The organism is Streptomyces sp. H27-D2, from assembly GCF_035828615.1.
GTDB lineage: Bacteria > Actinomycetota > Actinomycetes > Streptomycetales > Streptomycetaceae > Streptomyces.
The window spans coordinates 55428-71724 of the sequence record NZ_JAYMZR010000002.1 but is presented as its reverse complement, the minus strand read 5'-3'; the positions used below and the strand labels follow the sequence as shown (position 1 = coordinate 71724).

Sequence of the window (16297 nt, the reverse complement as noted above, 5' to 3'; positions counted from 1 at the left end):
CTCCCGACCAGCGCGGGCCCGAAGATCATCGATCTTGTCCGCTGACGAATCGGGCCGGCTCGTCCAGCACTGCGGCAGCGCCTTCGAGGTCGGCGAGCCGCGCCGCGAGCGTCGCCTCGGCAAGCCGGGGTGGCAGCGCTGTGCTGAACTTCAGTCCCTTCAATGCCTGTTGGTGCACAGCCGGCAGACACAGTCGCTCCGCGGCATCGGCAACGGTCTGTTTCCATAGCTGGGGGGTCAGGTCCTCGCGCAGCCGGATCCAGCAGTCATTGATGCGCTGCGCCGGGTCGGTCACACCTTCCAGAGTCGCGGCCAGCGTGGCATTGGCCCGGTGCCCGGCCCAGGTCCACCACCGCACATCGCCGTTCTCCCGGCGCACGATGAGCGTGCCCCCGGGATGCACGTACTCCAGGAAGCGCTCACGTGCCTCAGCCAGGCAGCTCGCCGCCCGCCCGGTGAGCCGCACCTGCGGATCGGCCCCGAGCAGTACGTCGCGAGCTGCCCGGGTCAGTTCGTACGATGTGGCGCGTACGAACCCGAGGCCGCCCCACTTCGCCTTGCCGCCTCCGTCGACCGGCTCGACGAAGCATCGGCGTCTGTGCCAGTCGATGTAGGTGACCTGCCAGCTGCGGCCCGCGAGCAGGAGCCTGCGCGGCCCCTGCACGTCCTCGGTCAGCAGGCTGGGGTCGGTCTTGCCGATCTCGGTGAGTCCGTTGAGTACGGTGAATTCGGGTGCGGCGGTGAACACCGCGGTCAGATTCATGAAGTGCCGGTGTCCGAAGCGCCGTTCGGCCTCGGGGCCGATGAACAGCATCCCGCCGTCCTGGTCGAGATACCCCTCGTCCACCAGGTGCCGCACGATGGGCTCGGCGGACGTTCCGAAGGGGCCGAGTCCGGACCACCACTCCTGCCACAGCTGATCGCCGACCTGGTTCTCCTGCAGGCACAGCGCGAGCACCTGCTGGGCGACGATGTGCCGGGGCTCGGGAGGCGGCACCACTGCTTCGACCCAGCCGCGTGACCATTGCAGGAGCAGGGCCGCGGCCGCCAGCAGTCCGTCCTCGCTCAGTGCCAGGAAGAGACAGTTCCGGCTGGTGCCCGCGCGGCGTCCCGTACGTCCCAGCCGTTGCAGGAAGGAGGCGACCGTGGCGGGCGCGTCAATCTGAATGACGCGGTCAAGGTCTCCGACGTCGATGCCGAGTTCCAGCGTGCTGGTCGAGACGATGACGCAGTCACGCGCTTCGGCGAACGCCTCCTCCGCACGGCGCCGTTCATCGACCGACAGTGAAGCGTGTGACAGGAACGTCGTCACGCCCTTGGCCCGCAGCTTCTCGCCCAGCTCCTCGACGAGCCGCCTCGATTCGCAGAAGACCAGCCGCTTCTCGCCCCGGTGCAGGGCCGCGATCACCGTCGCCGCGTTGTCCGCCGAGCCGACGTGGTCGAGCTGGATGTCACCGGGCGGCGGGCCCGGGGCCGACTCAGGGGCCGACTCAGGGGCAGGGTCCGGCCCCGGCCGGGGCTCGGCGAGGTGCGGGGCGACCACGCGCGCGGGCCGCTTCCCCGCGCCCGATCCCTGCAGCCAGTGCAGCAGCTCCTCGGGGTTGCCCACAGTCGCCGAAAGACCGATCCGCTGCACGGGACGCCCGACGACCCGCTGCAGCCGTTCCAGTACGGCGAGCAGATGCCAGCCCCGGTCGTCGCCCGCGAAGGCGTGCACCTCGTCCACGACGATCGCCCGCAGTCCCGCGAAGAACGCACGGTGATCGACATTGGCGCTGACCAGCATCGCCTCCAGCGACTCGGGGGTGGTGAGCAGCACGTCCGGCCGGCCGTTCAGGATCTTCTTGCGACCGGATGCCTTGACGTCTCCGTGCCACAGCGCGGCGGTGCGCCCCAGCCAGGCGGTGTACGTCTCCAGTCTCGGCAGCAGGTTGTTGAGCAGCGCCTTCAGCGGGCACACGTAGAGCACCGAGGTGCCGTTCCAGCGCTCCGCCGCCATCTTCGACAGCAGCGGAAAGGACGCGGCCTCCGTCTTCCCGCCCGCGGTGGGCGCCAGCAGGATCGCGTCCTCACCCGCGAGCAGGGGCGCGATCGCTTCCTCCTGGAGCTTCCGGAGCCCCGGCCAGCCCAGGGTGTTGACGATGTGATGGACCAGGACGGGGTCGAGGTCGTCGATGCCGCTCACGGAACGGGGACCGGTCACGACAGGTTCAGCTCGATGTCGTCGGCACTGTCAGCGGGCACGGCCGCCGCGTTGCGCTCGACTTCGTTCAGCTCCGTACTGGAGACGGTGAGTGCGTAATGCCGCCGCGGGTCGAAGCCCTCGAAGTCGTCGACCCGGTCGAGGACATCGGCGACGAGCTTGCGCAGGAACAGCCGGGGTGCGACCCCGACCTTTCCGCCGAGCCCGCCGGTCACGGCGCCGGCCAGCTCCGCGATGTACGCGTCGTCCACCCGGTCCATGATCCGCTCCGGCGCTTTCGCCGCGCCGGCGAACAGGTCGCGTACGTTGCGCCCCAGCTCGCCGAGACTGTGCAGGTCGAAGCCGGTCAGCCGTAGTTGCACGGCCCGCGGCGAGTCGAAGCGCGCGTCGGTGGTGAAGTCCGTGGCCAGCCGCTGGGCGAGCGGAGGCAGCCGCTGAACGCCCTGCTGCCCGTCGTAGAAGGCCGGCGTGCCCGTGATGACGAGGAAGAGTCCGGGGAAACGTCCGGCGTCGATTTCGTCGAGGAGCTGCCGCAGCGCGTTGAGTCCCTTCTCCCTCACATCTCCGCGCACCCGTTGCAGCGTCTCGGCTTCATCGAGTACGAGCAGCAGCCCCGGGTGCCCGCAGTCCCGGAGTACCGTCAGCAGTCCCCGCAGGAACCCGAGGGCCGCGAAGTGGTCGAGGTCGCCGCGTACCCCGGCGGCGCGCCGGGCGGAGGCCCCCACCGACTTCTGTCCGCCGAGCCAGGCGATGAGCGCCTCCGCGGTGGCGCTGTCACCGGCTGCGAGCGCCTGCCGGTAGCCGCGCAGCGCCGCCGAGAACGCCGGTGTGGTACGTGCCACATCGGCGAGCCGCCGCTCCATCAGCTCGTCGACGGCCTTCGCCAGCGCCTCGGCGTCGTCCTCGTCCACGCCTTCGAGGTCCCCGGCGTCGAGAACCTCCTCCTCCAGGGTGTAGAACCAGGAGTCGATGATCGCGCGCAGGGCGCTCGGCTGATGGGTCGCGGTCGTCAGGCGTTCGATGAGCCGTCGGTAGACCGTCTCCAGGCGGTGCAGCGGGGTCTCGGTCTCGGAGATCTGCACTTCGGCGGTGGCCAGGCCCGCCCGTTTGGCCCGCTCGGCGAGCCAGCGCGCGAAGAAGGTCTTGCCCGAGCCGTACTCTCCGCGCAGGGCGTGGAAGGCCGCGCCGCCGCGCGCGACCGTCGCCAGGTCGTCGTCGAGCGCGGTGGTGAACTTGTCGAGCCCGACCGCGAAGAGGTCGAGTCCGGACTGCGGAACGGTGCCGCGCCTGAGGGCGTCGACGACTTCCCCGCGGCGTACGGCACTGACCTCGGAAGGCGTGCTCATGCGGTCTTCTCCAGTTGGAACTGCGTACGCAACAGGCGCACATCGAGTTTGACGGTGTGCCCCGCGTCGATGAACCCGAGCACCGGATAGCCCTCGACGTTCAGCAGCCGCTGAACAGTGGCGATGAACCCGTCGATGTTGCGCCGGACCCGGCCCGTCGCGGAGACGGCCGCGGCGAGCGCCGCGGGAGACATCGTCCCGTCGGCGTCCGCCAGGGCGTCGATGACCGCCGCGACGACCATGCCGTCGGGCGCCTTGCGCACGTACGCCTTCTGCGCTTCGTACACCTCACTCGCGACGATCGAAGCGCCCAGAGTGCGGGGGGCCGGGGGTGGGGCTGCGGGGTCGGCGGAGGCGATGGCCGTCTCCTCGAAGAGCCCGGCCGACTGCGGCGCCGGCTTCTTGCCGCCTGTCGGTTTGCCGGCGGGCCCGGGAAGGGGTTGCTCGTACGCCGGCTCCGGGGCCGGGGCCGATGCCGATGCCGGGGCCTGCCACCACGGCGGGGTGGCCTGCTCGCGCGGCAGCGCCCGCCAGCCCTTGGGCAGCGACCCGGGTGAGGCTAGGAGCACCAGGAGCGGGACCGTCACTTCGGCGAGCGCCGCGCCTCCGTGGTAGCCGGCCTTGCGCGAGGTGTAGCGGATGTCCTCCCGCCAGGGGGCGGTGATCGTCCCGCCGCCTTCCAGTACCCGGGGGCCCGCCAGCTCGACCTCGCCGTCCCCCGGCGCCCCGGTGCGCCAGCGGGCCGAGTTCGCGCCTTCGGCGCGCACCGGTCCGCCGCTCACGCCGCGTTCGAGGACATGTCCGTGGTCGGCGACGATCAGCACGGGACGGTTGTACGCCTTCGCGGCGTCGAGGAGTTCGCGGAGGTAGGTGACGTCCTCGATCTGCCACGTGGTGCGCTCTCCCTCCTGTCCGTGATCGAGCGCGTAGTCGATGGTGTTGAGGACGACACCGACCGCCGCGGCCGAGGAGAGGGCGGCCACCAGGTCTTCGGAGAGCCGGTATCCCGCCACGCCCTCTATGGCCGCCTTGTGGAACAGCACACCGCCGCCGGGGTGCCGCCGCTGCTTCCAGAATTCCGCGAAGCCCGCCGACTCCACGGGCTGCTTGCCCTTGACCGCCCGCCCGGTGAGCAGCGAAGCGCGGCTGATCTCGGTCACCGAGGGCAGCATCGACACGGCGGCGAGTCGCCGCGGCGCCTCGTCCCCGGCCGGCGCCGGCACGGCTTCGGTCCAGCCCTTGCGTTCGGCTTCCTCACCGATCTGTACGGCTGCCGCGCTGCTCATGCCGTCCAGCAGCAGCACCAGCGGGGCGCCCTGGCCGGAGAGCGGCTGAGCGACCTCGGCGAGCACGTTCTCCACCAGCAGGCAGCCGCCCGGGCTCGGTGCGGAGGCGGTGCGGGTCCAGGATGCGAGGCGCCCGGCGAATTCCTCATCGAGCGCGTCCCGCCGTGCGCGGGCCACCTCGTACAGCGCGCGGTAGTACTGGCCGACGGCGGGGTCGCGGACCGGGTCTCCGGCCCAGAGCACATTGAGCGCCCGGTCCACCCAGCCCCAGTCGGCGAGATGCGTACGGACTCCGGCCGGCACCGAGTGCACCCGCGGGCGCGGCTCGGCGCTCAGCCAGCGCAGCACGCGTACGGCCATTTCGGCCGGTACGACTCTGTCCCGCTGGAGCCGTGCCAGCGCGTGGTCCCGCAGGTCGGCCAGTGCCGCCTCGGCCGCTTCCGGGGACCGGCTCAGGGCCGCTCCGATCATGCGCAGCTGCGCGGTGAAGCTCGACAGCAGGAAGCGGCTGGTCCGCAGCCCCTCGGTCAGCCCCGCGTCCGCCGCGAGGCGGTCGGCCCGGTCGAGGACGGAGATCACCTGCTGCCGCGTGGTCTCGTTGCTCTGCGCCTCACCGATCCAGCGGGTCAGCGTGCCCTCGACCGTCTCGGCGAAGACCTTCAGGTCGGTTCGGCGGGGCATGACCTGCCCGAAGAGACCGCCCACGGCGAGCACCACGTCCGCACTGGCTTCCGGGTCGCCGAGCACCGAGCCGAGCAGCCCCAGCGCCATGGCGTCGGCGCCGTTTCCGGCCTCGGCCAGCGACATCAGGACGGGCACGGCCGCGCCCGCCGTCTCGCCGAGCCAGGACTTCAGCTCGGCCCGCTCGGTGGCGCCGAGTTCCTGGAAACGGGCCGGTCCTGCCGGCGTCCGCGACCAGGCGAACAGCGCGTCGGCGTCGATCGCGACATCCCGCTCCGATGCCGCGTTGCCGCTGGTCGCCCGGCCGAGCCCGAGCCGGGCGACCAGCAGGGCCCGCATCGCGGTGTCGCGGGCGAGTACGGAACCGACGCGCTGCCAGCCGTTCTCGGCCGGCTCGGCGTCCAGCAGCGCCTCCAGCAGCCATGGCTCCCGGTACAGCTGGGGGTCGAGTTCGCTGGCGCCGAAGCGCTGCTTGACGATCTCGGAGTTCTCCACCGTGAGGGTGCGGCGGCGCACCGCGTGCCCGCGCAGATCCCAGCCGAGCTGGGCATCGTCCACACCGGTGGTCACCACCAGCAGGTCGTTGCCGCCGTCCGTCCGCGCCCGGTGCCGCTGCCAGGCGTCCACGATGCCGAGTACGGACGTCTCGTCGCTGACCCGTACCCGCCGTGGCTCCCCGCCGATCTGCGCGGTGAACTCCTGGACCCCGGTGGCCTGGTAGGACCCGTGTACCAGTACGAGGCGGCGGTCCCGCAGCCCTGAGCTGTACGTGTTGAGCAGCGCCTCGATGGTGCGCCGGCTGACCTGCGGGGGTGCGGCGGGCATCAGCGACCGTCCTCCCCGTTCGCCGTGTCGTCCCCGTTCGCCGTGTCGTCCCCGTTCGTCGTATCGTCCCCGTTCGTCGTGTCATCGACGGGACGCCAGTACACCTGGACGCGCGCGCCCGGGTTGGCCGCGACATACCGCCGGATCTCGTCGGTCATGTCCTCGACCGTCGCAGCGAGGCTGGCTTCCAGCCGGGTCGGCTCGACGACATGCGGCGCTCCGGGGTGGGAGGTTCCCGGCTGGGGGGCCGGGGCAGCGGGCCGTATCGGCTGCCGGCCGTCCCCGAGGTCGAGCCGCGCCGGCGTGCCGGCGGAGATGACGGGCTTCCCGTGGTCGGTGAGGCTGATGTCTCCGGCGCCCGGGGTCTGCGGCGCGGGAACCGGCGCCGGCGCCGGCGGGTTGGCCACATTGGCGAGCCGGGCGACTTCATTGACCAGGGCCAGTGACTGGTCCTGCAACTGGTTCAGCACCGGTGCCAGCGACAGCGCCTGCTCATGGTCGTTGGCCGCACGGCCCAGCGAGGCGAGCAGCCGCTCGGCGCGGTCTCCCACGCCGTCGTTGCGTCCGGTGAAGCCGCGGACACTCTTCAGCAGCGTCCAGTTGGTGGCGTCGAGTGCCTCCAGCACGTCGGGCGCGTCAAAGACCGCGGAGCCGATCTCCTGGTCCGTCACCTCGTACGAGGCGGCCAGCAGCTTCTTGACCAGCGCCGTCGCGTCGTGCGTACGCGCCAGCCTGTCCAGCAGGTCCGCTGCCGCCCGCGTCGACTTCATGCGGGGTGCGTCGGCCCCGGTCAGGCCGAGGTCCTCGCCGTGCTTCTGCAGTGAGGCACGAACGTCGTCCACCGCCTTCTTATGGGCGTCCACTCTCTCGCGCACCTTCGCCGCGAGCGTGGCGACATTGCGTGCGAAGAGTACGGGCGGCACGGGGATGCCGAAGATGTCCGCGACCCGCTTGCGCGCCGTCGCGAACTCGTCCTCGGTCGGCAGCTCCACGGCACGCAGCCCGTAGCCGCCGCCGATCCGCTCCAGCTCCGGGGCCTGCTTGACCGGCGAGGTCTGGAAGACCCAGGTCCGGTCGTCCAGCAGCGCGTACGTCGCGATGATCAGGCTGCTGATGTTCTTGTCCAGGCCGGTGTATCCGAGTTCGGTGATCCACTCCCTGATGTCCTCGACCGACAGGTCCGCGCCCGCCTTGGCGTCCGCGGCCTTCTGGTTGATCCGGATGCGCCAGTCGTTGGTGAGGTTGAGCGGCCCGTCGTGCACCTCGCCGAGGCCCAGCGGGTGCACGATCTTCTTCACGGTCGGGAGGTGGTGCCGGTCGACGACGATCCGCCGCGAACCGTCCTCCATGGCGCGCCCGATCCACTCCAGCGCGATCTTCAACTCCCGTACGGTGACGGCCTTTCGGGTCAGCCCGGGGTCGAAGTCGGGGTGCTTGGGGTACAGCGCGGCGAACATCCCGTCCGCGAGCGCGTACAGGTTCTGCTCGAAACTGACCCCCGGCTCCGGCTTGGTCCTGGAGTACGCGGGCTCCAGCGACCACACGTGCTGACCGTCCGGAACCTCCGCGCCGACACTGCCCGGGTCCGGCTTGTTGATCCCGTACAGCTGCTGCAGGACGGCCGTGAGCTGCGAGGTCAGGTTGTCGCTCTGCGCCTTGAGCTGGTGGCGGATCTGGATCCGCTCCTCGGCGGGCCTGGTCGCGGTGTGATCCGCCAGCCGGTCGCGCTCCAGCAGGTAGTTGATCTTCAGCAGCCGGCCGAGCTGGTTCGCCTTCTGCTCGGAGAAGAAGTCGGGCAGCCAGACGACCGAGGCGGCCTGCTTGCCGTCGCGCTTCAGCTTCTCGATCCGCTGGACGTCGTCCATCGGGGTGTGCTGGGCGTCATCGAAGGGATAGTCGAAGACGAAGCGGATATTGCCGTCCGTGAGCGGCTTGAACTGCTCGTCGGGCAGGTGCGTGTCGCGGACGTTCCCGAAGATGAACTCCGCCGTCCGCTTCATTCCGTGCCAGACGACCTCACGCTCGCACACGAACGACTGAGCGTCGCCGATGCCGAGCGCGGCCCACAGCTGGTCCTTGACCCACTGGCGGCGCGTACCGGTGTTGTCCTCCCCCCGCACCTCTTCGAGCAGCGGGTCGATGTCCAGGTCGGACAGGTGCAGATGGAAGACGGGGTCGGCCTCGCCCTCGCTGCGCAGCTCACCGAACTCGCCCTGCATCTCCCGCAGCCGCTTGACCGCCACCGAACCGGCCGATCCCACCCGGGACTTGATCGACCCGTGGTTGAGCGCCGCGAGCCGCGAGCCGGTGAGCCGGGCCAGCGCCGGTACGTTCGGAGCCAGCGACGCCAGCAGCATGGTCTTGATGAGCCGCTCGTCGCCGAGGTAGCGCGGGTCGTCCGCCGAACCGTACTTCTGCAGCAGATACGCCTGTACGCGGTTGTAGAAGCGGTGCGCGATCTCCGACTCCCTGCGCAGCTTGGCCGTGAACGCCTCGCTGGTACGGGCTGCGATGACGTCCCACAGATCGCCGAGCGGGATCAGATCCCCCAGTTTGAGATCGTCCCGGCGCCGTCGCAGCAACTCCTGCACCAGCTTCAGGCCGGTGCGCTCGCGCTGCAGCGCTCCGGAGAGCTCCACCAGCACATTGAGCAGGGCGGGCGAGAGCGGATATACGGTCCGGAAGTCGTCCCAGGTCGCTTCGGTACGCCCGTGAGCGTCCAGCAGCACCTGTCGTACCTCGTCCTTGGACGACTCGACCTGCTGGGCGAAGGCCCCGTCGCGCACCGCTTCCATGCCCGGCTTCGGTTCCAGCACCCGGTGCTTGATGATCTCGATGAGGTTGCTGTCCTCAAGATCGATGACCTCGAAGCGCTCAGCCAGGTACTCGACCTGCTGCTCCAGGTTCTGCACCTCGGCGCCGGCCACATCGGAGCCGATCAGCTGAGAGAGGTCACGCTGCCGGGAGACGAAGGAAATGATCGGCACCGGCCGGTCGCTGTCCCCGGACTCGATCAGCTTGACGAGCTTCTGCACCTGGTCGCGTACGAAGTCCTGCTCGCCCATGTGCGCCTGAAGCCACAGGATCAGCTCGTCGAGGAAGAGCACGATCCCGTCGTAGCCGAGGGACTGGGCGTGCCGGGAGATGACCGACAGGCCGTTCTCCAGCGGCAGGAAGGCCTCCTTGTCGCCGCGGGCCCCCTGCGCGTACGCGGCCATGGGGCCGGTGAGCAGCGCCGAGACCAGCGCCTCGCGGAACCGGTCCCCCGCGGGCGCGGCGAAGGCGCGGTCGAGGTCGGCCGACGACCAGCCGCCTACGGCCGGCGCCTGCTTGCCCGCCGCCGCCAGCACCGGCATGTCGTCGTCATCGTCCCCGGCCGCCGCCACCCCGCCCCCCGGGGCGACCGCGGACGCCCCCTTCCCCAGCCACCGCACGAACTTCGCGTCGTCGGCGAGGAACTCCCGCTGCCCGCGGGCATCGGCGAGTGCGGAGTCGGCGCGGTAGACGGCGGGCGTCGGCTTGTCGGGGTGCTGCGCGCGCACCGCCGCGACATACCCGCCGAGCAGGGCCGAGTCCAGGTCGGTGGAGCCGACCAGGTGGTACGGCACCATCAGGAATTTCCGGTTCCGCAGCCAGTCGTCCTGATCCGCGATGACTTCCTGGAGCCGCGGCTTGTTCCGCGCCGCCGGGTGATTGTTGAGTACGGCGTGCAGCACGGTCAGGAAGTGGCTCTTACCGGCGCCGAAGGAGCCATGCAGATACGCGGCGTGCGAATTCCCGGTCCGTACAGCGGCCCCCACCAACTTGAGCGACCTGCGGAACGCCTCTTGCAGCTGTTCGGTGACCACATACTCGGCGACCCGCGCGTCGGTCTCGGTGAAGCCTCCCGAGAGTTCCACCTTGAAATCGCCGGCATGGACGTCTTCCTTGATGTCGATGACATCCCGCAGGAAGAGCTCGCTGGTGGGCATCGGGTTCTCGTTCCCTCACTCGACGGCACTCGGACCACGCGAATCAGGCGCGATGTCCCATCCTGCCAGCCCAGCTGCGGATTCGCCCTGACTGAGCTACGTCCAGTGCTCGGAACCGTCCTGGGCACCGCCCTCGCCGGAGAGTCCACCCGAGAACAGGTCCAGCACCGCCCAGACCGTCTTGCCAGGCACCTGCTCGACCACGCCCCAGTTGACGGCGAACGCCTGGACGAGGAAGAGTCCGCGCCCGTTCTCGGCGTCGTCGTCGGGCAGGCGGGGGTGCGATGGCGGACGCCGCTCGGCGCAGGCGTCGGAGACCTCGATCCGGAGGATCGCGGGCCGGTCGGGCTCGACGGCGAGCCGCAGCAGGAAGTCCCGGCCGGGCGCGTGGCCGTGTGCGACCGCGTTGGCGGCGAGCTCGGAGACGACGAGCGCGGCCGAGCCGGTTTCGTACCCCCAGGCGGCGAGGTGCTGGGTGGCGCTGACGCGGGCGAGGTGGGCGCCTCTGCGGGTGGAGCTGAAGAGTTGGGTGAACTCCCGCTTTCCGCGCTCGTGCACCGCATTCGCGGCATCCGCCGCATCCGTCGCATCCGCCGCCGTCTTCTCGGCCGCTGAGCCCTGTTGTGTCGCACCCATGTCCGCCGTGCCTTCCCTCGCTGCTCCGCACTTCCACTGACGAGCATCGGTGCGTAGCGCTACCCTCACTAGGGGTAATGACTTTCGCGGGGGCAGAGCGAAAACGGAGGGCGACGATGCCCGCACCCAAAGAACTTGACCCGTCCACCTCACTGGCCGCGCTGTACGGCGTGAAGGTGCGCAAGCTGCGTACGCGCGCCGGGTGGACTCAGCGGGAACTGGGCGACAAGATTCCCATCGCGCACAGCCGGATCGCCCAGTTCGAACTCGGCAATGAGACGCCTCCCCAGGATGTCTCCGCCGCCCTGGACAAGTTGCTCGGCGCCGAGGGTGATCTGTGCGACCTGTGGGGGCACATCAAGCGGACGCCGTTCCCCGACTGGGTGCGGAAGTTCATGGAACGAGAAGCCAGGGCCAGCGCCATGCACAAGTACATGGCGCACAGCGTTCCCGGCCTGCTCCAGACCGAGGCGTACGCCCGCGAGTTGCTCCGGCACGGCAACCCGTGGTCCACCTCGGACGAGATCGAGGAGAAGGTCACGGCCCGCCTTGACCGGCAGGGGCTCCTCGCCCGGCCGACGCCCCCGCTGCTGTGGGTCGTGCTGGACGAGGCGGTCATCCGGCGTCCGGTCGGCGGGGCGGTGGTGATGCGCGAGCAACTGGCGTACGTGATCGAGTGCGCGAAAGCCCCGCACGTCGAGGTCCAGGTCATGCCGTTCGCCGCAGGCGGGCACTCGGTCATGGGGGGATCTCTAACGCTGCTCTCCTTCGAAAACGCGCCCGCTGTGGCCTACATTGAGGGGGACAGCTCCGGCGAGCTGGTGGAGGACAAGACGGCGGTAGCGCGGCACTCCTATCGGTACGATCTTGTGCACGCCATGGCACTTTCCCCTGCTGCGTCAACTGCCTTTATCCGTAAGGCAATGGAGGGCTTCAGTACATGTACACCCCACTCGACCTGACCAATGCCAGGTGGCGTAAGTCCACCTACAGCAATGGAGCGGGCGGCGACTGCATCGAGGTCGCTGACGGCTTCCCCGGTGTCGTGCCCGTACGCGACAGCAAGAACCCAGAAGGCCCGGCGCTGTTCCTCCCTGCCGAGGCGTGGGCTGCCTTCATCGGTGACGTGAAGGCTGGTCACCGGAACTGACCGCGAGTAAAACGCAGGTGGGGCGTACCGGGAACCTCCAGTACGCCCCACCTGCCTGTGCGGACTACTCCGCGTCGAGCGCGGGCTGTTCGACGGCCTTCGTCTTCGGCGCGGCAGCCTTTCGACCGCGCGTCTTCTTCTCCGGTCGCCATGCCTTCAGGTCGGCCGAACCGACCTGGTGCTTGGCCCGCTGCTCTTCGAGGTACGCCTCGCACTCGTCAGCCGGGACGCCCTCCCACTCGGCGTCGTACTCACCGTGCCACTGCCGCACCCACGGCAAGACCTCCTGAAGCCCGGCGAGCAGCGGCTTGACCCGATCCGTGCTCCAGCCGGCCTGCTCCTGACGGTCCTCGATCAGGTTGATCAACGCCTGCGCCTGGTCCTTGTGATCCCAGCCTGCCCAGCCGAGCAGGACGGTCGAGTCGGCGTCGGGGCTCGCCTCCAGGTAGGAGATGAACCGCTCCTTGGGCACGTCGAGCTTGCCCCGGTGCGACCAGTAGGACGGCTTGAGGAAGTCGGCGGAGTTGTACTTCGGCGGTACGGCGATGTCGAGCCGTTCGCCTGTGCGGTCCTCGTCGCGCTGCAACTCCCATACCCGCTCCCACTGCTCGCGGTTGCGGAGGCCGGAATCTTTGTAGCGCATGGCTGCGAGGTACGGGACGTGCTCGTCGGCGGCGATCTCGGCGAGGACCTGTGCGAGGGGCAGGTCGGGCTTACCGAGGTGGTCGGTCGCGTAGAGCTGTGCAACGGAGTTGAAGTCAGCGTCATCGCGAAGGGCGTCGGCGAGCTGGCTGACGGTGAGGGGAAGGGGCTGCTTCACCCCGTCGCGCAGGGCAAACCAAAGGCTGGGGTCCTCGATGCGGTCGAGCAGCCAGGTGCGGAGGGCCGCCTTCTCCTTCTTCTCCCACGGCTCGGATGCCCAGCGTCGCTTGCACTCGGGCCGCTCGATGAGGGCGATGTCCTTGCGGCTCTCGATGAGGTTGATGCGGGCTTGGACGATCTCCCGGTACCAGTCCGGCCAGCGGGTCGGGATCTCAGTGACCGGCGTCGACTCATGCCGCTCGAACCAAACCGTCTCGGTCTCCCGTGCAGTCACGTTGCGAGCGAGCACGATCTCGAACGCCCTCTCCCCAAGCCTCACTTCTGGGATGGCGGCTGCCGCAGGGGATGGATCCGTGACCCGATGAGTCTCTTGCTCGCTGAGAAGCCCGTACATGCCATACACCTGCCAGTCCAGCTCCTCCTGCAACGCAATCATGCGGTGGCGGGCGCGGGTGCACTCGGAGCGAGCTTCATCAAGCGCGCCGCGTGAGGGATTCCCGGCCCCGCACACGGCCGATGGCTCACCCAGCATCAGTTCCTGCGCGAGTGAATCAAGGACACGTCCCAAGATGAGCGGCATCCGCTCAGGCAATGGAAACTCTTGCAGCTTGGTACCAGTGAACTCATAGAAACGTTCCCATTCGTCATGCATGAATCCACCAGTCCCTGACTGGCTCCCCTTGTCGTGACATACCTGCTTCAACCAGAAGCAAGCCGTCGACGAATTCAGCACCCCCAGCAACTCCAGGTGTCGATCCTCCCCCGCTCCCTCCGGCAGCTTGATCACTGGAGCAGAACGGTTGAACACCTTCCCGCCCCGGTCAAGCACGAAGTGGTTATGCGTCGCCACAAAGGCAAACGCTAGGAGGAAGGAAGCATCAGTCCTCTCCCACGAAAGCATGATGTGCTCGTGCCATGCCATCCCCCGGTCTTCCCTGGTCTTGCCAAAGGTCAAGCCGGACCGGAGTGTGCTGCGGTACGGCCAGAACAATGGCGTGCGTTGCAGCGATTGATCGGCTTGCCGTCCCTCGTACGGCCAGAGCACTGCTGCACCACGGTGATCCCAGTCACGCAGGACATCCCCGGTAACCAACTGTCGCGATTGAGCCGACATCTGCTTCCACTGTGTCGGCACATGGTCGGCCGCGAACACGTCATCCTCTCCCAGGATGTCGTGGAATCCCATCGAGTCCGTCCCGGAGGACAGTCGTCGAGCCGACGCAGACTCAATACGCTCCAGCAGAGCCCCCGCCCCACCTCCGCTGACCGACCATGGGTGCGACGAAAAGCTTCCAGCCGGGGCAGCCTCAACCGATACCCACTCCGACTCGCTCCCCGGCTTATTCACTTGTTCAGTGATCGCCCGCCACACAACCCCATCCGCTGGAACTTCCGGCTGCGACGGCTCCCCCCGAACTCCCAGCACTGCCCGTACGGTCCTGTCTGGACTGGGCACCCGGTTGCGCCCAACCAGAATCACCGTCGGCGTCCCATGCCCCGGGATATATGCCCCCGACGTGTCAATAACGTGCGAAAGCTCAACCCTGCCTCTAAAGAACTCCTCGATCAGCTTCTTGCCGAACTCCCGCTTCATGAAAGAATTCGCGGTGATCTGCCCGACAAACCCACCGCCGCCTCTGCCACCGCCCGCACCCTTCACCGCGAGGTCGAATAGTCTCTGCGCGAACGGCGCGGACAACGCGTACTTCCCCGAACAAGCGTCGTACGCCTTCCGATAATTCTCGTTCTCCTGCTTATCCTTAACCGTAATGTACGGCGGATTCCCCACCACCACGTGATACGACCCCCGCCCCAGCAAGTCCACCCGCTGCGCGAACTCCCCCACATCCTCCGTGGAATAGACAAAGGCGCCCCCGTCACCGGAACCGCCCTCCTCCATCTCCGCGAAGAGCGTGTCCAGGTCCGTCTGAATACCCGCCGCCCCCCGCCCATGCAGCAGCGAGTCCCCCACCGCCACATTGACCGGAAACGCCGGCGCGTCCGCCAACCGCCCCGCCCCCGCCGCCCGCATGGCCGCAACCAGCAGCCGGAACCGCGCGATGTTCACCGCGAACGGGTTCTTGTCGCAGCCGTGCACCGACTCCAGCGCCCGCCGCACCAGCACCCAGTCGTCCGTCCCCGGCTCCGCCGCCCGCCACTTCTCCACCAGCCGCGCGAAGATCCCCAGCAGGAAGTGCCCGGACCCGCACGCCGGGTCGATGGTCCGCAGTCCCCGCCGCTCCTCGCCTTGCGGGCCCTCCCCCACCGGGTCGAGGCCGAACTCCTCGATGGCCGGCTCCAGCGTCAGGTCGAGGATGAACTCCTCCACGAACTCCGGTGTCTGCAGCAGCGCGTACGTCTTGCGTGCGTGATCGCTCAGGTCCTGGTAGAGGTCTCCCAGGAACCGCGTGTCCCACTCCGGGTCGGTGAAGTCGTAGCGGATCGCGCCGTCCGCTCCCCAGCGCCGCCAGAACCTGAGCAGCTCCGTCGCGGCCTCGTAGCTCGGCGTGAGTTCCCACAGCGGATTGTGTTCACGGCTGAACAGGCCCGCCGCGGTCTCGTTCGTCTCCGCGAGGTGCTCGAACGCCGCGATCAGCCAGTCACGGTTGTTGAGGTGCGGCTTCTCCCGGAAGAACGCCTCGTGACGCTCCTCCGCCTCCACCAGCCCCTCCCCCGGGCCGGACAGGAACCGGGACTCGACCAGCCCGTTGTCCTCGCAGAACCGTACGAAGACGCACGCCAGCACCCACGCCGCCGCGGCCTGCGTGACCCGCTCGTCACGCCACGCCCCGTACGTCGCCGCGGTCCGCTTCGCCTCCCGGGCCTGCCGGTACTCACCCTCCAGCCGGACGCGGAACTCCTCCACGGAGTCGCTGCGCTCCCGCAGGTCGTCCTCCAGCGCCGTGACCTGCTTCTTCAGGTCCTTCAACAGCGCTACATCGTCCACACCAGCACCCGTGACCGTCACTCTTCTGCATCCCTCTCACAGCGCTGCGTCATCCGCCATTGCCCCGGCAGGCTCGATCCTCAATCCTGCCAGCTCAGCCGCCCCACCGGCCCCGGCGTTCCGGTCCGGGGCCCGCAGCCCTGGCAGCGCCCGGCCCGAAGACCCGCATCACCCTGTCGTGCGAATCGTGGAATCCCCCAGCAACGAGATCATCACTCCCGGTAGCATCACGCCGGCACGACATCGGGAGAGAGAGGGGCAGGATGGGCGCGCTGCCACCGCACGACAGCGGAACCGGGCTGCTGCCCCCGGCTCCGCTTCCTGACCCCCAGGACAGGGATGCCGTACGTCGGTGGATGCAGGAGAACAGGCGCAGCGGCACAGGCCGGCCTGCCCCCACCACGCCCGACGAACTCGCTGCTGTCCAGCA

At 69.1% G+C, this 16297-nt stretch carries 8 protein-coding genes; 2 read left to right on the top strand and 6 right to left on the bottom strand.

All coding sequences use genetic code 11. The annotated features are described in order from the left end of the window. Positions 1–25 precede the first annotated feature (25 nt). The 5 genes from QMK28_RS01150 to QMK28_RS01130 form a co-directional block, all read right to left on the bottom strand. On the bottom strand, positions 26–2185 hold the full coding sequence (locus QMK28_RS01150) for a DEAD/DEAH box helicase (RefSeq protein ID WP_326435126.1): 2160 nt from the start codon (positions 2183–2185) through the stop codon (positions 26–28). Between the two features lie 14 nt (positions 2186–2199). Further along, complete coding sequence (gene brxD / locus QMK28_RS01145) at positions 2200–3549, bottom strand: BREX system ATP-binding protein BrxD (RefSeq protein WP_326435023.1); 1350 nt, start codon at positions 3547–3549, stop codon at positions 2200–2202. Further along, positions 3546–6341 (bottom strand): BREX-2 system phosphatase PglZ, encoded by a 2796-nt coding sequence (pglZ, locus tag QMK28_RS01140; RefSeq protein WP_326435022.1) that lies wholly within the window; start codon positions 6339–6341, stop codon positions 3546–3548. Before pglZ ends, brxD begins: the two co-directional genes overlap by 4 nt. Further along, complete coding sequence (locus tag QMK28_RS01135) at positions 6341–10312, bottom strand: PglY protein (RefSeq protein ID WP_326435021.1); 3972 nt, start codon at positions 10310–10312, stop codon at positions 6341–6343. Before QMK28_RS01135 ends, pglZ begins: the two co-directional genes overlap by 1 nt. A gap of 96 nt (positions 10313–10408) precedes the next feature. Further along, the gene (locus tag QMK28_RS01130; protein ID WP_326435020.1) at positions 10409–10948 is read right to left on the bottom strand and encodes an ATP-binding protein; all 540 of its coding nucleotides are present in this window, start codon (positions 10946–10948) and stop codon (positions 10409–10411) included. A 116-nt stretch (positions 10949–11064) separates the two neighbouring features. Between QMK28_RS01130 and QMK28_RS01125 the strand changes: the two genes are divergently transcribed. Both QMK28_RS01125 and QMK28_RS01120 read left to right on the top strand, forming a co-directional pair. Beyond that, on the top strand, positions 11065–11910 hold the full coding sequence (locus QMK28_RS01125; protein WP_326435019.1) for a helix-turn-helix domain-containing protein: 846 nt from the start codon (positions 11065–11067) through the stop codon (positions 11908–11910). Then, positions 11889–12098 (top strand): DUF397 domain-containing protein, encoded by a 210-nt coding sequence (locus tag QMK28_RS01120; protein ID WP_326435018.1) that lies wholly within the window; start codon positions 11889–11891, stop codon positions 12096–12098. Before QMK28_RS01125 ends, QMK28_RS01120 begins: the two co-directional genes overlap by 22 nt. 64 nt (positions 12099–12162) lie before the next feature. Here the strand turns inward: QMK28_RS01120 and pglX are convergent, their stop codons facing one another. Then, positions 12163–15867 (bottom strand): BREX-2 system adenine-specific DNA-methyltransferase PglX, encoded by a 3705-nt coding sequence (pglX, locus tag QMK28_RS01115; RefSeq protein ID WP_326435017.1) that lies wholly within the window; start codon positions 15865–15867, stop codon positions 12163–12165. Between the last annotated feature and the right edge of the window lie 430 nt (positions 15868–16297).